At 60.2% G+C, this 18,424-nt stretch carries 17 protein-coding genes; 7 read left to right on the plus strand and 10 right to left on the minus strand.

The window, feature by feature from the left end; all coding sequences use genetic code 11:
• Nucleotides 1-117: 117 nt before the first annotated feature.
• From lepB to lptF, 4 genes are all read right to left on the minus strand, one after another.
• Entirely contained in the window at nt 118-972 is an 855-nt protein-coding gene (lepB, locus tag CGA21_RS09570) for a signal peptidase I (RefSeq protein WP_110752782.1), read from the minus strand.
• A gap of 5 nt (nt 973-977) precedes the next feature.
• Nucleotides 978-2,777, minus strand: coding sequence for a translation elongation factor 4 (lepA, locus tag CGA21_RS09575; RefSeq protein ID WP_020799456.1), 1,800 nt, complete (start codon nt 2,775-2,777; stop codon nt 978-980).
• 171 nt (nt 2,778-2,948) lie between these two features.
• The gene (gene lptG, locus CGA21_RS09580) at nt 2,949-4,010 is read right to left on the minus strand and encodes an LPS export ABC transporter permease LptG (protein WP_188264096.1); all 1,062 of its coding nucleotides are present in this window, start codon (nt 4,008-4,010) and stop codon (nt 2,949-2,951) included.
• Nucleotides 4,003-5,121, minus strand: a complete 1,119-nt coding sequence (lptF, locus tag CGA21_RS09585) for an LPS export ABC transporter permease LptF (protein WP_188264097.1) — start codon at nt 5,119-5,121, stop codon at nt 4,003-4,005. The genes lptG and lptF overlap by 8 nt, the downstream gene beginning before the upstream one ends.
• 405 nt (nt 5,122-5,526) lie before the next feature.
• On the opposite strand from lptF, the gene CGA21_RS09590 reads away from it, so the two are divergent.
• The 5 genes from CGA21_RS09590 (at nt 5,527) to rlmF (ending at nt 12,231) form a co-directional block, all read left to right on the plus strand.
• Entirely contained in the window at nt 5,527-7,017 is a 1,491-nt protein-coding gene (locus CGA21_RS09590; protein ID WP_033039432.1) for a leucyl aminopeptidase, read from the plus strand.
• A gap of 60 nt (nt 7,018-7,077) precedes the next feature.
• Entirely contained in the window at nt 7,078-7,506 is a 429-nt protein-coding gene (locus CGA21_RS09595) for a DNA polymerase III subunit chi (RefSeq protein ID WP_188264098.1), read from the plus strand.
• Between the two features lie 8 nt (nt 7,507-7,514).
• Nucleotides 7,515-7,904, plus strand: a complete 390-nt coding sequence (locus CGA21_RS09600; RefSeq protein ID WP_188264099.1) for a DNA polymerase III subunit chi — start codon at nt 7,515-7,517, stop codon at nt 7,902-7,904.
• A gap of 224 nt (nt 7,905-8,128) precedes the next feature.
• Nucleotides 8,129-10,975 carry a valine--tRNA ligase gene (locus CGA21_RS09605; protein WP_110752770.1) on the plus strand — a complete coding sequence of 949 codons (2,847 nt, stop codon included), beginning with the start codon at nt 8,129-8,131 and terminating at the stop codon, nt 10,973-10,975.
• Nucleotides 10,976-11,199: 224 nt separating this feature from the next.
• Nucleotides 11,200-12,231: a 23S rRNA (adenine(1618)-N(6))-methyltransferase RlmF gene (rlmF, locus tag CGA21_RS09610; protein ID WP_188264100.1), complete on the plus strand. Its 1,032-nt coding sequence runs from the start codon at nt 11,200-11,202 to the stop codon at nt 12,229-12,231.
• 62 nt (nt 12,232-12,293) lie between these two features.
• On the opposite strand, the gene CGA21_RS09615 is transcribed toward rlmF, so the two are convergent.
• On the minus strand, nt 12,294-12,575 hold the full coding sequence (locus tag CGA21_RS09615) for an HU family DNA-binding protein (protein WP_007905514.1): 282 nt from the start codon (nt 12,573-12,575) through the stop codon (nt 12,294-12,296).
• Nucleotides 12,576-12,970: 395 nt separating this feature from the next.
• Here CGA21_RS09615 and yejK point away from each other — a divergent pair, with 395 nt between their 5' ends.
• Together yejK and CGA21_RS09625 are read left to right on the plus strand one after the other, a co-directional pair.
• Nucleotides 12,971-13,975, plus strand: coding sequence for a nucleoid-associated protein YejK (gene yejK, locus CGA21_RS09620; protein ID WP_020799836.1), 1,005 nt, complete (start codon nt 12,971-12,973; stop codon nt 13,973-13,975).
• Complete coding sequence (locus tag CGA21_RS09625) at nt 13,975-14,325, plus strand: glutaredoxin family protein (RefSeq protein WP_110752766.1); 351 nt, start codon at nt 13,975-13,977, stop codon at nt 14,323-14,325. Before yejK ends, CGA21_RS09625 begins: the two co-directional genes overlap by 1 nt.
• 92 nt (nt 14,326-14,417) lie before the next feature.
• Here the strand turns inward: CGA21_RS09625 and CGA21_RS09630 are convergent, their stop codons facing one another.
• The 5 genes from CGA21_RS09630 to CGA21_RS09650 all read right to left on the minus strand — a co-directional run bounded on the left by CGA21_RS09630 (nt 14,418) and on the right by CGA21_RS09650 (nt 18,321).
• Nucleotides 14,418-15,353 carry a glutathione S-transferase family protein gene (locus CGA21_RS09630; RefSeq protein WP_188264101.1) on the minus strand — a complete coding sequence of 312 codons (936 nt, stop codon included), beginning with the start codon at nt 15,351-15,353 and terminating at the stop codon, nt 14,418-14,420.
• A gap of 88 nt (nt 15,354-15,441) precedes the next feature.
• A complete protein-coding gene (locus CGA21_RS09635; protein WP_188264102.1) occupies nt 15,442-15,753 on the minus strand; it encodes a GIY-YIG nuclease family protein in 312 nt (103 codons plus the stop codon).
• A 40-nt stretch (nt 15,754-15,793) separates the two neighbouring features.
• On the minus strand, nt 15,794-16,264 hold the full coding sequence (locus CGA21_RS09640; protein ID WP_033043298.1) for a nuclear transport factor 2 family protein: 471 nt from the start codon (nt 16,262-16,264) through the stop codon (nt 15,794-15,796).
• A 100-nt stretch (nt 16,265-16,364) separates the two neighbouring features.
• Nucleotides 16,365-17,672, minus strand: coding sequence for a CynX/NimT family MFS transporter (locus CGA21_RS09645; RefSeq protein ID WP_110752760.1), 1,308 nt, complete (start codon nt 17,670-17,672; stop codon nt 16,365-16,367).
• Complete coding sequence (locus tag CGA21_RS09650; RefSeq protein ID WP_110752758.1) at nt 17,662-18,321, minus strand: FadR/GntR family transcriptional regulator; 660 nt, start codon at nt 18,319-18,321, stop codon at nt 17,662-17,664. Before CGA21_RS09650 ends, CGA21_RS09645 begins: the two co-directional genes overlap by 11 nt.
• Nucleotides 18,322-18,424 lie beyond the last annotated feature (103 nt).

The raw sequence follows: 18,424 nt of genomic DNA on the forward strand, positions 1-18,424 counted from the left end.
CAATTAACGCTGTGTTCAAAAATAACGTCCTGAATATCGTTGTTTTCATGCCTCTGTCGCCGATTGTACCGACTCCAGAAATGCATTCGGCGCTGTGTTCAACAGCGCCGTGCTTGATTACTGGATCAGGCCAACCCGCGAGAAATTCGGCAGGTGACTGAGTTTGGGTTCCGGCCAGCTCATCCAGACCGCGAAGGCCTTGCCGACGATATTCTTGTCGGGAACCATGCCCAGCAGATCCTTGGGAATGGCTGGATCATCCCAGTAGCGACTGTCGTTGGAGTTGTCGCGGTTGTCGCCCATCATGAAGTAGTGCCCGGCAGGCACTGTCCATGTACGGTCCGGTGTTGCGCGATAGCGACTCATTTCCTTGCGGATCAGGTGCTCGGCGACACCGAGTTTTTCCTTGTAGAGCTCGGCACTGCCCAGCGTGCCCGGCTCGGAGCCGACCAGCTTTTCGGCAATCGACTCACCGTTGACGAACAGACGCTTGTCAGCGGTGTACCGCACCGTATCGCCGGGCAACCCCACTACACGCTTGATGTAGTTGACGTTCGGATCGCTCGGATAGCGGAACACCATCACATCGCCACGCTGTGGCTCACCGACTTCGATGACTTTCTTGTCGATCACCGGCAAGCGAATCCCGTAGGAAAACTTGCTCACCAGAATGAAGTCGCCGACGTCCAGGGTCGGTTTCATCGAGCCCGACGGGATCTGGAACGGTTCCACCAGGAACGAACGCAGCACCAGCACGATGAACAGCACCGGGAAGAACGACTTGCCGTATTCGACCAGCAACGGTTCCTTGCCCAGTTTCTCGATCACCACCCCATCAGGCTGGCTGACGCTGCCCTGATAGGAGGCGATGGCGGCACGCCGACGCGGCGCCAGGATCAACAGATCAAGCAACGCCAACAGGCCGCAGACAAAAACGGCGATGACCAGCAACAGCGGGAAATTTAGTGACATAGGACCTAACTATCCAACCTGAGCACGGCAAGGAAGGCTTCTTGCGGAATTTCCACGTTGCCGACCTGCTTCATGCGTTTTTTACCGGCCTTTTGCTTTTCCAGCAGCTTTTTCTTACGGCTGACGTCACCGCCGTAGCATTTGGCCAATACGTTCTTTCTGAGCGCCTTGACGGTTGTACGCGCCACAATCTGCCCGCCAATGGCGGCCTGGATTGCCACGTCGAACATCTGCCGCGGAATCAGTTCTTTCATCTTCTCGGTCAACTGGCGACCTTTGTAGTGCGCATTGTCACGGTGCACGATCAACGCCAGCGCGTCGACCTTGTCGCCGTTGATCAGCACGTCCAGTTTCACCAGACTAGCCGATTGGTAACGATCGAAATGGTAATCCAGCGAAGCATAGCCGCGACTGGTGGATTTCAGGCGATCGAAGAAGTCCAGGACCACTTCGTTCATCGGCAAGTCGTAGGTCACTTGTACCTGGGAGCCCAGGAACAGCATGTCGACCTGCACACCACGCTTTTCGATGCACAACGTAATGACGTTACCCAAGTGCTCTTGCGGCACAAGGATATTGGCACGCACGATCGGCTCGCGCATGTCCTCGATGGAAGACAGGTCCGGCAACTTCGACGGGTTATCGACGTAGATCGTCTCGCCGGTCTTGAGCAGCAGCTCGAAGATTACCGTCGGCGCCGTGGTGATCAGGTCCAGGTCATACTCGCGCTCCAGGCGCTCCTGGATGATTTCCATGTGCAGCATGCCGAGGAACCCGCAACGGAAGCCGAAGCCCAGGGCGTCGGAGCTTTCCGGGGTGTACTGCAGCGACGAATCGTTCAGGGTGAGCTTTTGCAGGGCCTCACGGAAGTCTTCAAAGTCGTCGGAGCTGACCGGGAACAGACCGGCGTAGACCTGCGGCTGGATGCGCTTGAAACCTGGCAGCACATCGACGTCCGGCGTCGAACTCAAGGTCAGGGTGTCGCCCACGGGGGCTCCGTGAATGTCCTTGATGCTGGCGATGATGAAGCCCACTTCACCGGCCTTCAGGTCAGCGGTAGGGGTGTGTTTCGGGTTGAATACACCGACGCTGTCCACCAGGTGGATCTTGCCGGTGGACTTGACCAGGATCTTGTCACCCTTCTTCACGCGGCCGTGACGCACGCGCACCAGGGACACGACGCCCAGGTAGTTGTCGAACCAGGAGTCGATGATCAACGCTTGCAGCGGATCTTCTATGTTGCCGGTGGGTGCAGGAATGGTAGTAACCAGACGCTCCAACACCTCATCGACGCCCAGGCCGGTCTTGGCAGAGCAAGTGACCGCGTCGGTGGCATCGATGCCGATGATTTTTTCGATTTCTTCTTTTACGCGGTCCGGATCGGCCTGTGGCAGGTCGATCTTGTTCAGCACCGGCATCACTTCCAGGCCCTGTTCGATCGCCGTGTAGCAGTTGGCAACCGACTGCGCTTCAACGCCTTGACCGGCATCGACCACCAGCAGCGCGCCTTCACAGGCGGCCAGCGAACGGCTCACCTCATAGGTGAAGTCAACGTGACCTGGGGTATCGATGAAGTTCAGTTGGTAAGTGACGCCATCACGAGCCTTGTAGTACAGGGTGACGCTGTGCGCCTTGATGGTGATCCCGCGCTCGCGCTCAAGATCCATGGAATCCAGTACCTGGGCTTCCATTTCACGCTCGGCCAGGCCGCCGCACATCTGGATGAAGCGATCGGCCAGCGTCGACTTGCCATGGTCAATGTGGGCGATGATGGAGAAATTGCGGATATGACTCAAATCACTCACGGATCAACACTCAAAAAGGCTGCAGGCATAGCCCGCCGAAAAATAGCCGGGAATTGTACCTGATCCACGGCGCAAGCGTCACGTTTGCAGGCCAGACGGCCCGTACAAAAACGCCCCGGTCTCGTGACAGGGGCGTTTTTTATCAGCTGCGAAGCGATGAACAAGTCGCCATCAACCGGCGCGACGCAACAACCACAGCCCCGCCAGGGCACAGACACCGGCTGGCACGAGCACCGCAAACAGTGGCGAAAAACCGAAGACCAGGCTTGAAGGCCCCAACAAATCCTGGGCAATGCGGAAGGTGAAACCGACCAGCACACCGGTAAATACCCGCTGACCGAGGGTCACCGAGCGCAGCGGACCAAAGATGAAGGAGATCGCCATCAGCACCAGGGCAGCGGTAACCAGCGGCTGCAACACCTTGACCCAAAATGCCAGCCAGTAACGGCCATTGTTCAGCCCCTGGTCAGCCAGATAGTGGATATAGCCCCACAGCCCCGAGATCGACAGCGATTCCGGCGCCATGACCACGGTACTCAGCAACTGTGGGCTCAATGCCACATCCCAGCGTTCGACCGGGGCGCTCACCACTTCGGTGCTCCTTTCGTGGAACACCGTGGTGGTGACGTCGGACAACTGCCAGTGATCCTTGTCGAACTCGGCGCGCTTGGCGAAGCTCGCCGACAGCATGTGCCGCTCCTTGTCGAAGTGGTAGCGGGTCACGCCGTACAGCAGGCCATTGGGTTGCACGGAGTTGACGTGGATGAATTCGTCACCCTGGCGATGCCACAAACCGTGTTTGGCGCTTTGCGCATCGCCACTGCCCTGGGCCAGCGAGCGATTGGCCTGGGCGGTGCTTTCAGTCGCCGGCGCGACGTATTCGCCAATCAGCACTCCCACCACCATCAGCACCAGCATCGGCTTCATGACCGCCCAGACGATCCGCCCGATGGACACGCCAGCCGCACGCATGATGGTCAGTTCACTGTTGCTGGCCAGACTGCCGAGACCGATCAGGCAACCGATCAAGGCGGCCATCGGCAGCATGTCGTAGAGCCGGCGTGGTGCCGTCAGCAGCACGTAGCTCAGGACGTCGAGCAATGTATAGGTATCACTGGCATCGCCCATCTCGTCGATGAACGCAAACAACGTGGCCAGGCCGAGAATAATCCCCAATACCGCCAGGATCGCCATGAACACACTGCTACCGATGTAGCGGTCGAGCTTAACCACGGGCCACCTCCAGCGCGCTGCGACGACTCGCCATCTTCAAGCGCAAAGGTTCCCAGTAGAGCAGACCCAGGCCAATGGCCAGGAATATCCCATGCACCCACCACAAGCCCAGCGCCGGTGGGATCTTGCCCTTTTCAAGCGCACCGCGAGCGGCAATCAGGATAGTCAGGTAGGCCATATAAAGAAGGATTGCCGGCAACAACTTGAGGAAACGTCCCTGGCGCGGGTTGACCCGCGACAATGGCACCGCCATCAAGGTGACGATGAACACCAGCAACGGCAGGGACAGGCGCCATTGCAGCTCGGTACGCGAACGCAGGTCTTCGCTACCCAGCAAGGAGCTCGTGGGCATCGCGTCACGGTCGGTCACTTCGTCGCTGACGTCCGGCTTGGGCAGCAGCACGCCGTATTCGTCGTACTTGATCGCCCGGTAATCGGCCTGCCCCGGACTGCCGTCATAGCGGTAGCCATTATCGAGGATCAGGTAGCGGTTGCCGTCGGGGCGAATTTCCTGACGGCCTTTTTCCGCCACCAGCACGGAGATCCCGCGATCCTTGTTGTCGGAACCGAGGTTCTTTTGCGAGATGAAGACCCCCGCCAGATGGATGCGGTCATCAGACAACTGCTCGGTATAGGTCACCCGCGTGCCATCGCGCAGGGCCTGGAAACGGCCAGGCTCCAGGGTGTCGAACTCGGTCAGGGCGTCCTGCTTGTTCAGCAGCAGCTGGAACTGATTGGCGCCTTGTGGCGCCAGGCTCAGGCTCAACCAGGCAACGACCAGCGCAACCAGGGTGGCCGGAAACAGGGTCATGCGAAACAAGCGTTGCTGGCTCATGCCCGTGGCCGACAGCACGGTCATCTCGCTCTCAAGGTACAGGCGGCCATAGGCCAGCAGTATCCCGAGAAACAGGCCCAGCGGCAGGATCAGTTGCAGGAATCCCGGCAGGCGAAAACCCATGATGAGGAACAGTGAGCCCGGGTCCAGTTGACCCGAAGCGGCCTGCGCGAGGTACTTGATGAAGCGTCCACTCATGATGATGACCAGCAGCACCGCACTGACGGCACTCAAGGTCAACAGGACTTCGCGGGATAGATAACGAAAGACGATCAAACCAGACACTCCAGGGTTGTCAGGCTATGGCGGCCAAACAAGCAAACACGTCAGACAGCCCGCAAGGCAGGGCCGCCGAAAAAAAGATTGCGCATTATCCTGTGATTGGGTGCGCCTGTCACTGCGCAATGCTCGAGCAGGAATGTAGGAGCGACCTCGCTCGCGATGGTCGTCAACGATAACGCGGGGAGTCTGACACCCGCGGCGGCCTCAGGTTCTTCGCGAGCAGTCGAGCGTCGACCGGCTGCTCCCACAATCTACAACCGAGGGTTGTCAGGCGCCGCTGGCGAGGTTCAAACTGCCGCCTTCGTCGCCGGTCGATCCTGGCGCCTTTCTATTTATAAGCAAGCGCTGCCCATACCTTGTCCAGCGCTTGCTATTGACCATCAATTCAGGGATCCGGACATGGAACTGGTTGTAAAAAGCGTCAACCCGCAAACGTTGAAAACCGCCACGCTGGTGGTTGCCGTCGGCGAGGGCCGCAAGCTCGGCGCCGTTGCCAAACAGCTCGACGAACTCAGCGCTGGCGCCATCAGTGCCGTACTCAAGCGCGGCGACCTGGCCGGCAAGGTTGGCCAGAGCCTGTTGCTGCACAGCTTGCCGAACCTGAAAGCCGAACGCGTTTTGCTGGTCGGCGTGGGCAAGGACGAAGAACTGGGTGACCGCCCGTTCCGCAAAATCGTTGCCGGCATCCTCAACACGCTCAAAGGCCTGGGTGGCAGCGACGCCGTGCTGGCCCTGGACGAAATCGTGGTCAAGGGCCGCGACAGCTATGGCAAGACCCGCCTGCTGGCCGAAACCCTGGTGGACGGCGAATACCAGTTCGACCAGTTCAAGAGCCAGAAAGCCGAGCCGCGCGCGCTGAAGAAAATCACCCTGGTGACCATCAAGGCCGCCGAGGCTGAAGTGCAACGCGCCGTGACCCACGCCACCGCCATCGCCAACGGCATGGCGTTTACCCGTGACCTGGGCAACCTGCCGCCGAACATCTGCCACCCGACCTTCCTCGGCGAGCAAGCGAAAAACCTCGGCAAGCAATTCAAGGACCTGAAAGTCGAAGTCCTCGACGAGAAAAAGATCAAGGCCCTGGGCATGGGCTCGTTCTACGCCGTCGGCCAGGGCAGCGCCCAACCGCCACGCCTGATCGTCATGCAATATAACGGTGGCAAGAAGTCCGAGAAGCCCTACGCCCTGGTCGGTAAGGGCATCACGTTCGACACCGGCGGCATCAGCCTCAAGCCGGGTGCCGGCATGGATGAAATGAAGTACGACATGGGCGGCGCCGCCAGCGTGTTCGGCACCGTGCGTGCCGTGCTCGAACTGAAACTGCCGATCAACCTGGTGTGCATCCTGGCTTGCGCCGAGAACATGCCCAGCGGCAACGCTTCGCGCCCGGGCGACATCGTTACCACCATGAGTGGCCAGACCGTGGAAATCCTCAATACCGACGCCGAAGGCCGTCTGGTGCTGTGCGACGCCCTGACCTACTCCGAGCGATTCAAGCCGCAAGCGGTGATCGACATCGCCACCCTGACCGGCGCCTGCGTGGTTGCACTGGGCTCTCACACCTCGGGCCTGCTGGGCAACAACGAGCAATTGATCGACCAACTGCTCAGCGCCGGCAAGGCTGCGGACGACCGCGCCTGGCAACTGCCGCTGTTCGATGAGTACCAGGAGCAGCTGGACAGCCCGTTCGCCGACATCGCCAACATCGGCGGCCCGAAAGCCGGCACCATCACCGCGGCTTGCTTCCTGTCGCGCTTCACCAAGAACCTGAACTGGGCGCACCTGGACATCGCCGGCACCGCCTGGACCAGCGGCGGCAAGGACAAGGGCGCCACCGGCCGTCCGGTTCCGCTGCTGACCCAATACCTGCTGGACCGCGCCAAAGCCTGAAACCAATGACCCGGGGCGACGTCACTTCTGGGCGACGTCGACCCGGGCTCAGGAACCGCAATGACCAAAGTCGACTTTTACATCCTGCCCAGCGCCGATCCTTCGGCGCGGCTGGACTTCGCCTGCAAGCTCACGGAAAAAGCCTGGCGCATGGGCCATCGCGTCTACCTGCATTGCAGCGATGCGGCCCAGCGTGACGATCTCGATGCGCGCCTGTGGACATTCAAGGGTGAAAGCTTCGTGCCCCACGGCCCCGCCGAAAATGAACCGGACAGCCTGATCGTGCTGGGCGTTGGCGATGACTGCGGTTCGCATCAGGACCTGCTGGTCAATCTCGACCTGAAAGTACCGGCCTTTGCCCAGCGTTTCGCCCGCGTGGCGGAAGTGGTGGTCGAAGATCCGGTCATACGCACGGCTGCGCGGGAGAGTTTCCGTTTCTACCGCGAACAGGGCTATCCTCTGCAAGATCACCGTTTACAGCGACTCTGAGCATTCCGATGGACACTCCAAAACCGCTGCAACAATCCGCGCACCTGCTGGACGACCTCGAGTCGATCCGCCAACTGCTCGGCGATGACAACCTGCAACCACCGCTGCTGACTGACACGGTCGAGGAAGGTGACCAGGAACAGATCCCGATGTTGTTCGACACCGTCCGCGAACCCGCGCCGGCCGTCGCACCAACCCCCCCCAAACCTGCTGTCGAACCCGCGCCGAGCGCCAATCAGAACGCCGACGCCCTGCTCTACCTCGACAGCGAACTGCGCGCCGCTGCGCAATTGATCATGCAAGACGTGATCGACGACTTCGCGCCGCACATCGAAACCGAAATCAAACGCCGCCTCAGCGCGCGCATGGATCGGTTGCTGAGCCAGTACAACGACTGAGCCATACACTGCCCCCCCTGTGGGAGCGGGCTTACTCGCGAAAGCGGTCTGACATTCAACATTTATGCTGACTGATACGACGCCTTCGCGAGCAAGCCCGCTCCCACAATGGATTTGCGCCGTATTTGATGCTGCGTGCCGTCCGCCCCTGCTCGCCCTGCGCCCCATGCCCCGCTATACTTGCCGGCTTTTCCTGAACAAATGCCAATAGGGTCCCGCCGCGCATGGATAAGACCTACCAGCCGCACGCCATTGAAACTTCCTGGTACAACACCTGGGAGTCAGAGAATTACTTCGCCCCGCAAGGCGCGGGCGAGTCCTACACCATCATGATCCCGCCGCCGAACGTCACCGGCAGCCTGCACATGGGACACGGCTTCAACAACGCGATCATGGACGCCCTGATCCGTTTCCGCCGCATGCAGGGTCGCAACACCCTGTGGCAACCGGGTACCGACCACGCCGGTATCGCCACGCAAATGCTGGTGGAGCGTCAACTCGAAGCCCAGGGCCAGAATCGCCACGACCTGGGCCGCGACAAATTCCTCGAGAAAGTCTGGGAATGGAAGGATCAGTCCGGCGGCAATATCAGCCGTCAGATTCGTCGTCTAGGTTCGTCCGTGGACTGGAGCCGCGAGCGCTTCACCATGGACGACGGTCTCTCGGAAGCCGTGAAGGAAGCGTTCGTGCGCTTGCACGAAGACGGCCTGATCTATCGCGGTAAGCGCCTGGTCAACTGGGACACCAAGCTGCACACGGCGATTTCCGACCTTGAAGTGGAAAACCACGACGAAAAAGGTTTCCTGTGGAACCTGAAGTACCCGTTGGCCGATGGCGCCAAGACCGCTGAAGGCAACCCGTTCCTGATCGTCGCGACCACCCGCCCGGAAACCATGCTCGGCGACTCCGCCGTCGCGGTTAACCCGAACGATGAGCGCTACAAAGCCCTGATTGGTAAATTTGTCGAGCTGCCGCTGGTCGGCCGCCGCATCCCGATCATCGCCGACGATTACTGCGACCCTGAATTCGGCACCGGCTGCGTGAAAATCACCCCGGCCCACGATTTCAATGACTACGAAGTCGGCAAGCGCCACAACCTGCCGCTGCTGAACATCTTCGACAAGAACGCTCATGTCTTGCCAGCCGTCCAGGCGTTCAACCTCGATGGCACCTTGAACGAAACGATCGACGGCAAGATCCCGGCTGAGTATGCCGGCCTGGACCGTTTCGAAGCGCGTAAACAGATCGTTGCGGCGTTCGAGGCCGCGGGCCTGCTGGTCAGCGTTGACGATCACGCCCTGAAAGTACCGAAAGGCGACCGTTCCGGCACCATCATCGAGCCGTGGCTGACCGACCAGTGGTATGTGTCCACCAAGCCGTTGGCCGAACCTGCGATTGCCGCCGTCGAGGACGGTCGCATCCAGTTCGTGCCGAAACAGTACGAAAACATGTACTTCTCGTGGATGCGTGACATCCAGGACTGGTGCATCAGCCGTCAGCTGTGGTGGGGCCACCGGATTCCCGCCTGGTACGACGAGTCGGGCAAAGTCTACGTCGGTCGCGACGAAGCCGAAGTACGCGCCAAGCACAACCTCGGCCCTGACGTCGCGCTGCAACAGGACAACGACGTACTCGACACCTGGTTCAGCTCGGGCCTGTGGACCTTCTCCACGCTCGGCTGGCCGGAACAGACCGAATTCCTGAAGAAATTCCACTCCACCGACGTCCTGGTCACCGGCTTCGACATCATTTTCTTCTGGGTTGCCCGGATGATCATGCTCACCATGCATTTGGTGAAGAACGAAGACGGCACGCCGCAGGTGCCGTTCAAGACCGTGTACGTGCACGGCCTGGTGCGTGATGGCCAAGGCCAGAAGATGTCCAAGTCCAAGGGCAACGTCCTGGACCCACTGGACATCATCGACGGTATCGAGCTGGAAGAGCTGGTGCAGAAACGCACCTCCGGCATGATGCAGCCGAAACTGGCGAAGAAGATCGAGAAGCAGACCCGTGAAGAGTTCGCCGAGGGTATCGCCAGCTACGGCACCGACGCCCTGCGCTTCACCTTCTGCTCGCTGGCGTCCACCGGTCGCGACATCAAGTTCGACATGGGTCGCGTCGAAGGCTATCGCAACTTCTGCAACAAGATCTGGAACGCTGCGCGCTACGTGCTGGACAAGGGCGAAGACTGCGGCCAGAACGGCGAAGCCTACGAGCTCTCGCTGGCTGATCGCTGGATCATTTCGCAGCTGCAACGCACCGAAGCCGAAGTCACCCGCCAGCTCGACCAGTTCCGTTTCGACCTGGCCGCGCAAGCCTTGTACGAGTTCATCTGGAACCAGTACTGCGACTGGTACCTGGAACTGTCCAAGCCTGTGCTGTGGGACGAAAACGCCCCGGTCGAACGCCAGCGCGGCACCCGTCGCACCCTGGTTCGCGTGCTCGAAGTTGCCTTGCGCCTGGCGCACCCGTTCATGCCGTTCATCACCGAAGAAATCTGGCAGCGCGTCGCACCGCTGGCCGGCATCGAAGGCAAGACGATCATGCTGCAACCTTGGCCAGTGGCCAATGAAGCGCGCATCGACCAGGCCGCCGAAGACGACATCGAATGGCTCAAGGGCCTGATGCTCGGCACGCGTAATATCCGTGGCGAGATGAACATCGGCCCGGGCAAACCGCTGCCGCTGTTCCTGAAGAACGTCAGTGCACAAGACCAGCGTCGCCTGACCGAGAATGAAGCCCTGCTGAAGAAGCTGGCACGTCTGGAATCGATCACCGTGCTGGCTGCTGGCGAAGAGGCACCGCTGTCCGCCACCGCCCTGGTCGGCGAGATGGAAGTGCTGGTGCCAATGGCTGGCCTGATCGACAAAGGTGCCGAGCTTGCGCGCCTGGACAAGGAAATCCAGCGTCTGCAAGGCGAAGTGCAGCGCGTCGGCGGCAAGCTGTCCAACGCCGGGTTCGTTGACAAGGCTCCGGCCGAAGTCATCGACAAGGAACGCGCCAAACTGGCCGAAGCCGAACAGGCTCTGGGCAAGCTGGCCGAGCAGCATGCGCGGATTGCCAGTCTGTAACGGCAAATCGCAATAAAAAAGGGAGGCCCAAGTGGCCTCCCTTTTTTATGTCCACCGCAAATCCCCCTGTAGGAGCTGCCGCAGGCTGCGATCTTTTGATCTTGCTTTTAAAAAACAGGATCAAAAGATCGCAGCCTGCGGCAGCTCCTACAGGGGCGCACCGATTACGGTTGGATGTGGGACAATAGCCGCCACTTTTAGCCATACCCGAATCGATCACACCCATGACCGCCCCCCGTACACCCAAACCTGCGCGTAAAAAGCCCGAATCCGTGACCCCGGCCAAAGCCGTGGAGCCGCGCGAAAAGGCCAGCTTGCATCCGCGCAACCGCCACCAGGGTCGTTACGACTTCCCCGCGCTGATCAAGACCACGCCGGAACTGGCGAAGTTCGTGATCATCAACCCCTACGGCAAGGAAAGCATCGACTTCGCCAGCCCGGACGCGGTGCGGGTGTTCAACCGGGCGCTGCTGAAGTCGTTCTACGGCATCGCCCACTGGGACATTCCGGCCGACTATCTGTGTCCACCCGTTCCGGGGCGTGCGGACTACGTGCACTTCCTCGCCGACCTGCTGGCCAGCGGCAATGATGGCGAGATTCCCCGAGGCGCCGCGGTCAAGGTGCTGGACGTGGGCATGGGCGCCAACTGCGTGTATCCATTGATCGGTCATAGCGACTACCGCTGGCAGTTCCTCGGCTCGGAAATCGACGCCACCGCCATCGCCGCCGCCAGGGCCATCATCCAGTCCAACGGTTTGAACAAGGCCATCCAGATTCGCCAGCAGGGCAACCGCAAGCATATTTTGCTGGGTCTGCTGGAGAGCGCCGAACGGTTTGACCTGACGATGTGCAACCCGCCCTTCCACGCCTCGCTGGAGGAAGCCACCCGAGGCAGCAGCCGTAAATGGCGCGCGTTGGGCAAGGCCGATCCGAAACGCAAACTGCCAGTGTTGAATTTTGGCGGTCAGGCGGCGGAATTGTGGTGCGAGGGCGGTGAAGCGCGATTCGTCACCCAACTGATCAGCGAGAGCGCGCAGGTGGGTCAGCAGGTGTTGTGGTTCAGCACCCTGGTATCGAAAGCCTCGAACCTGCCGGCAATCCAGACCGCATTGAAAAAAGCCGGGGCATTGCAAAGCCAGGTGGTGGAAATGTCCCAGGGCCAGAAACAAAGCCGCTTTGTGGCCTGGACGTTCCAGACCCCAGCGCAACAACAAGCCTGGCGTCAGACGCGCTGGGCGAGACCTGCAGCGCAATAATCTGCGGACACAAAAAAACCGTGCCCGGATCACTCCGGCGCACGGTTTTTTTTTAACAAGTCTTACTTGTTAACAGCGTCGGTCAGGCCTTTAGCCACAACCAGCTTGATCACTTTCTTGGCAGCGATTTCGATGGCGGCGCCGGTCGAAGGGTTACGGCCAGTACGGGCAGGACGCTCAGTCACTTTCAGTTTGCCGATACCTGGCAGAGTGATTTCGCCGCCGTTTTCCAGCTGATCGGCAACGATTTGGCCCAGTTGGTCCAGAGCGTTACGCGCGGTGGTTTTCGGCGCGTCGATAGCTTCAGCGATGTCGGCGATCAGTTGGTCTTTAGTAAGAGCCATGTAGTGTTCCTTCCCTATCAAATTCATATGGATTGCAGAGTGCAGTGTCAGCCATCGAGCCCGATCTTTTGGATCCGGCACCCTCGGCCAAATAACCACGGGATCGGGGTTATAGATTCCGAAATCAGGGTTTGGTTCGACCTGACAAATGCTGAATGCACGCTTAACGCAGTGACTACGCGTAAGACCGCGCAAAACTAGCACAGAGGCGGGGAAATATCCGCCTCTAGCTACCCAATTGGTCAGCTTTATTGCTCTAAATCGGCAAAAAAACCCATAAGCACCACCGGTCGCCCCGCAATTGCCGTTCGCACCGCGCCAAAACCAGTGGTTGCGGTACACTGGGCGCTTTTTCGGGGAGCACGCCCTCCCGTCTTCCTTCAGCCGAGAAGCCCATGCCGATCCGTCATTGCATCGTCCACCTGATCGACAAAAAACCCGACGGCACACCTGCAGTTCTGCACGCTCGGGACTCCGAGTTGGCCGAGTCCAGCGCCATCGAGAACATGCTTGCCGACCTCAACGAAAGTTATAACGCCAAACAAGGCAAGGCCTGGGGTTTCTTCCATGCCGAATCCGGGGCGCATCCGTTCAGCGGCTGGCTGAAGGAGTACTTCGATGGCGGCAAAGACTTCACCGCCTTCAGCCGCGTGGCGGTGGAACACCTGCAAAAACTCATGGAAGAGTCCAACCTCTCGGTCGGCGGCCACGTCCTGTTCGCCCACTATCAACAAGGCATGACCGATTACCTGGCGATCGCCCTGCTGCACCACAGTGAAGGCGTCGCGGTGACCGAACAACTGGACGTGACCCCCTCCCGTCACCTGGACCTGGGCCAGTTGCACCTGGCGGCGCGCATCAACGTGTCGGAGTGGCAGAACAACAAGCAATCCAAACAGTACATTTCGTTCATCAAAGGCAAGAATGGCAAAAAGGTTTCGGAGTATTTCCGCGACTTCATCGGTTGCCAGGAAGGCGTTGACGGCCCCGGTGAAACCCGCACCCTGCTCAAGGCCTTCAGTGACTTCGTCGAAAGCGAAGACCTGCCCGAAGATGACGCGCGCGAGAAAACCAAGACCCTCGTGGATTACGCCAGCAGCCAGGCCAAGCTCGGCGAACCGATGGGCCTGGAAGAGTTATCGGAACTGATCGACGAAGACCGCCCGAAAGCCTTCTACGACCATATCCGCAACAAGGACTACGGCCTGTCGCCAGAAATCCCGGCTGATAAACGCACCCTGAACCAGTTCCGCCGCTTCACCGGCCGCGCCGAAGGCCTGTCCATCAGTTTCGAAGCGCACCTGCTGGGTTCGAAGATCGAGTACGACGAAGAAGCCGGCACGCTTATCATCAAGGGACTGCCAACGTCGCTCACCGATCAGCTCAAGCGCCGTAACTGATGCTTGGCAGCGTATTGAAGAAATGCCTGCTGATCCTGCTGGTGGTCGTGATCTATCAGCATTGGGGCAAGATCGAGCGGGTGTTCAACCCGTCGCAAGTAGTGCCCGAGCAGACCCAGGCCAAGGCCAACGTCGTGCTTTACGCCACCGAGTGGTGCGGCTACTGCAAACTGACCCGGCGCTTTCTCGATCAGAAAGGCATTCCCTATAAGGAATTCGATATCGAGAAGGATGACGAAGCGCGCAAGGCTTACCAGGCGCTGGGCGGCGGCGGAATTCCGATCATCGATGTCAACGGGACGTTGATTCGCGGGTATGACCCGGATGCGATTCTGGCGGCGTTGAAATGATTTAAAGATCAAAAGATCGCAGCCTGCGGCAGCTCCTACAGGGTGTACATCGACCCCCTGTAGGAGCTGCCGCAGGCTGCGATCTTTCGCTTTTAGCAGGCCTCGATGCGAAATCCGAACCGCGGAAAATGCACATGTACCCAACCGCCGCGCTCGTCTTTACGACGCAGAATCAATTCCTCGCGACCGGCGAACAGCAGCTCCCCCGCTACTGGATCAACGCCATAGTCAGTCGCGGCAATCACCACCTGCTGACCGGCCTGGAACCCGTTCGGATCGGCAAACTGCTCGTCCGGCAGATCAGCCGGCGTGGCATTGCGCGCCACCTCCAGAGCCTCTTCAGACGTCATCTCGCTCGGCGCACCGTGACCGAAACCAAGCACCCGCGCCAACCAGGCCGACACCGCCGGATAGCTATCCACACAGGGTGAGGTCACGGCGGTTGCCTTGAGGAACCACAGCGGATGAGCCATCGCGAAGTCGGCAATCGAAGGCTCGCCAAACAGATAATCGCCCTCCTCGCGCTGCAACTGCTGCTCCAGGCGCGCCATGATCGTCGGCCATTGGTGTTTGGCCTGCTCAGTAGACAAGCGTGTAGCACTGCCACCGCTGAACAACGCGGCGCGGTCGGCGATGAATGCCTTGATCGCTTCCGGCGGCATATTGCCAAAGCGCACGGCTACCGATTCCGGCTGAAACACCAGGCTGACTGCATGCTGGAACACCACCGAATCGGCCCACGCGGCGAAGGACGCCGCGATCATTTCCTGGCCTTCGGGGAAGAAGGCCGGCAAGGCCTTTTCCTGTTCCAGGCGCCGGGCAATCAACGAAGTGTCGCAATAAATATCGGCACCCACCTGCAACACCGGGGTTTTGCGATAGCCTCCGGTCAGGGCCGTCAGGTCAGGCTTTGGCATCACCGGCGAAATGTTCACCGAGCGCCAGGACAGCCCCTTGAAGCCCAGCAGCAAGCGGGCCTTTTCAGAAAAAGGGGAGGTCGGGTAATGATGAAGAATCAACTCGGACATGCTCGGCTCCGCCGCACGGGTAAGGAATCCGCAGCTTAGCGCGCAATCCATAAGCATCACACCGATATGCCTGATGGGAACTTATCAGTCAGATTGATAAGCCGGCAGCAAAGCTCGCCACCAGGCATTCCTTGGCGCTTTTCCTGAGTTTCTTGATCAGCCGTTCCTGGCGCAACGCTTCGCTTTTATCGCGGCAGAGTTCGGTATAGACCAGCGCCACGGCAGGGCTGGAGAGAAAGAAGCGCGCGCCCTTGCCACTTTGGTGAGTGGCAAAGCGGCGTACCGGATCGTCGCTGATCCCGCAGTAGAGCGCACCATTGGCCGCGCGCACGAGGTAGACGAACCAGGGCTTGCTCACCGGTGCATTGGCGTCGAGAGGATTTTCGCAGAGGGTGGTCACGGCACAATCAAAACTTGAAAGGATACAAGCCGCGATCTTATCAGCGACTGGCCTGCCATGCCTTCAGCCCCTTCAGGGCCTGTGCCCGAACGGCGTTCCTTACCAATGGCGTCCAGCCCAGGATCAGGCCTTTGAAACCCAATGCCTGGCGCGACCAGGCCCACAGATCAAAACGGTCGTGGTGTTCGCAGATCTTGCCGTCACGGAAGACGAATCGTGCCTGGATGTCGTTGACCACGGTGTTGCCGGTCTGGCTGAACAGGTACGTCGCGACCCAATGCGCGGCGCCCGTGTGCTCATCGGCGTGAACGCTATCGAAGGTCAGGGAGAAATCCCTGGCCCGGGTCGTGAGCATGCGCCACATGTCGCCAGCATCGCGCCCCCGAAGTTCGCCAAACGCCGGATCACTGAACACCACGTCATCGGTATAGCAGGCGCTCATGGCCTCGGCGTCCAGCCGCTGGAAGGCTTGGTAGAACTGGGTGATCAATGCGCGATGGGCATCACTCATGGGCAGGCTCCGTACGAATAAAGGATTGCCTGCAAGATAGTCTGCAAAGCCGCCGAACACTATCGGCATTCGCAAGGCGAATACCGACAGTGCGCAAGGGTCAAACCCTTTCGCTTTCGACTTGGACGTAAAGTGCCCGCCCGGCACCAAGGCCGGCAATGATCGCACCCAGGCCGATCACCCCGAAGATCCAACCCACAGCGCTCCAGCCGCCGGTCCAGTCGTGCACGATGCCGACCGCGAACGGTCCCATGGACGCCAGGGTGTAACCGAACCCTTGGGCCATGCTCGACAGGTTCGCCGCCACGTGGGAATCGCGCGAGCGCAATACGATCAGGGTCAATGCCAGGCTGAACGTGGCGCCCTGCCCCAGCCCCAGCACAATCGCCCACCCCCACAAGCCTTCGATCGGGGCGTACAGGCAACCGAACAAACCTGCCAGGGTCAGCGCCATGACGATCACGATCGCCAGGCGCTGGTCCTTGCCACGCGTCGCCAGCCATGGCGCGGCGAGGGAGCTGACCAATTGAACGATCACCGACCCCGACAGCACCAGGCCGGCCTGGGTTGCGCTCAGGCCACGACCGATCAGGATCGACGGCAACCAGCCGAACACGATGTAGGCCAACGACGATTGCAGGCCCATGTACAAGGTGACTTGCCAGGCCAACGGGTCACGCAGCAATCCTCGCACGCGATAGGCAACGTTATGCGCGCCGTGTTTCTGCCCGGTTTGTGGCAGCCAGAAAATCGCCGCGATCAAGGCTGGAATCACCCAGAACCCGAGGCCCAGGCTCCAGCTTTTGTCGAAGTGTTCGCTCAACGGCACCGTGGCGCCTGCGGCCATGGCCGCCCCCAGGCACAGGGCCATGGTGTAGACACCGGTCATGGTCCCGGCGTGTTTAGCGAAGTCGCGCTTGACGATGCCCGGCAGCAACACGCCGATCACGCCGATGCTGGCACCTGCCAGCACACTGCCGGCAAACAGACCGATTTCGCCGAAGGCACTGCGCAGGATGATCCCTCCCGCCAGCGTCAGGAGAATGCCCAACACCACACGTTCAGCGCCGAAGCGGCGCGCCAGCACCGGTGCCAGCGGAGCGAACAACCCGAGGCACAGCACCGGTAGCGTGGTCAGCAAACCGGCTTGGGCCGCCGACAGGCCGAGGCTTTTCGACACCTCACTCAGCAGCGGCGCCATGCTCGACAGCGCCGGACGCAGATTCAAAGCCACCAGGATCAGGCCCAGCAGCAACAACCACGGACGCCGCAGAATTGGCTGGGTTTGCTGGACCTGCTCGTCATCGGCCTCGGCGTCGATCAGCAGCTCTTCCAGCTCTGCCGTGCGCTTGGGTGAAGTGACATCGGTGTGCTGGCTGGACATGGCGTTCTCGGTTTCAAGGTTCATTGATCAACTGCCTCGACAGGGCTTTGGCCCGCTCCGGGTCGCGTTGCTCCACGGCATCAAGCAGTTCGACGTGCAGGTCGAACACCTCTTGGCGTCGGGGAGTGATGTTCAGGCAGTGGCGCAATTGTTCGCCGACAACGCTGGAGAAATAGCGATACAGCTCACTGAGTGTCGGGTTGTGCGCGGCGTCCACCAGGCGCCGGTGGAACACCAGGTCACAGGCGATATAGGTGTCGAGATCGCCGTGATAATGGCTACCGCTGACGCCCAGTGCCTCGCGCAAGGCCACCAGGTCTTCATCGGTGCGGCGCATGGCGGCCAGGCCAATGGCCTCGACTTCCAGGATGTGCCGGGTCTCGCGGGCCTGTTCGAGTGAGCAGCGGGACAACGCCTTTAGGGTGTCCAGCGGATCGACCACCGCGCGCAGGTAACTGCCGTCACCCTGACGGATCTCGATCAACCCGGAAAACGCCAGCACGCGCATGGCTTCGCGCACCGTATTGCGGCTGATGCCCAGCTCTGCGGACAACTCGGGCTCGGTGGGCAAACGCTGGCCGACCGCCCAGACGCCCTGGTTGATGCGCAAGCGCAACTGCTCCAATGCCTGATCGACCAGGGAGCGCTTGATTAACGGAGAGGTATCTGACATTGGATTCATCCTTTCATCCAATCATAGGATGAATTTTTTGACATCTTAGTCAGCTTCATCCCAAAGGACAACCTCCTACAGGTATTGCGCTATCCATGTTTCC

This window comes from Pseudomonas sp. PSB11 (assembly GCF_014596605.1).
In the GTDB taxonomy this organism is placed as follows: Bacteria; Pseudomonadota; Gammaproteobacteria; order Pseudomonadales; family Pseudomonadaceae; genus Aquipseudomonas; species Aquipseudomonas umsongensis.

Excerpts from the sequence above, each read along its gene's own strand:
- lepB (WP_110752782.1), bottom strand. The coding sequence starts at position 972 with ATGTCACTAAATTTCCCGCTGTTGCTGGTCATCGCCGTTTTTGTCTGC.
- CGA21_RS09590 (WP_033039432.1), top strand. The coding sequence starts at position 5,527 with ATGGAACTGGTTGTAAAAAGCGTCAACCCGCAAACGTTGAAAACCGCC.
- CGA21_RS09595 (WP_188264098.1), top strand. The coding sequence starts at position 7,078 with ATGACCAAAGTCGACTTTTACATCCTGCCCAGCGCCGATCCTTCGGCG.
- CGA21_RS09600 (WP_188264099.1), top strand. The coding sequence starts at position 7,515 with ATGGACACTCCAAAACCGCTGCAACAATCCGCGCACCTGCTGGACGAC.
- CGA21_RS09605 (WP_110752770.1), top strand. The coding sequence starts at position 8,129 with ATGGATAAGACCTACCAGCCGCACGCCATTGAAACTTCCTGGTACAAC.
- rlmF (WP_188264100.1), top strand. The coding sequence starts at position 11,200 with ATGACCGCCCCCCGTACACCCAAACCTGCGCGTAAAAAGCCCGAATCC.
- CGA21_RS09615 (WP_007905514.1), bottom strand. The coding sequence starts at position 12,575 with ATGGCTCTTACTAAAGACCAACTGATCGCCGACATCGCTGAAGCTATC.
- yejK (WP_020799836.1), top strand. The coding sequence starts at position 12,971 with ATGCCGATCCGTCATTGCATCGTCCACCTGATCGACAAAAAACCCGAC.
- CGA21_RS09625 (WP_110752766.1), top strand. The coding sequence starts at position 13,975 with ATGCTTGGCAGCGTATTGAAGAAATGCCTGCTGATCCTGCTGGTGGTC.
- CGA21_RS09630 (WP_188264101.1), bottom strand. The coding sequence starts at position 15,353 with ATGTCCGAGTTGATTCTTCATCATTACCCGACCTCCCCTTTTTCTGAA.
- CGA21_RS09640 (WP_033043298.1), bottom strand. The coding sequence starts at position 16,264 with ATGAGTGATGCCCATCGCGCATTGATCACCCAGTTCTACCAAGCCTTC.
- CGA21_RS09645 (WP_110752760.1), bottom strand. The coding sequence starts at position 17,672 with ATGAACCTTGAAACCGAGAACGCCATGTCCAGCCAGCACACCGATGTC.
- CGA21_RS09650 (WP_110752758.1), bottom strand. The coding sequence starts at position 18,321 with ATGTCAGATACCTCTCCGTTAATCAAGCGCTCCCTGGTCGATCAGGCA.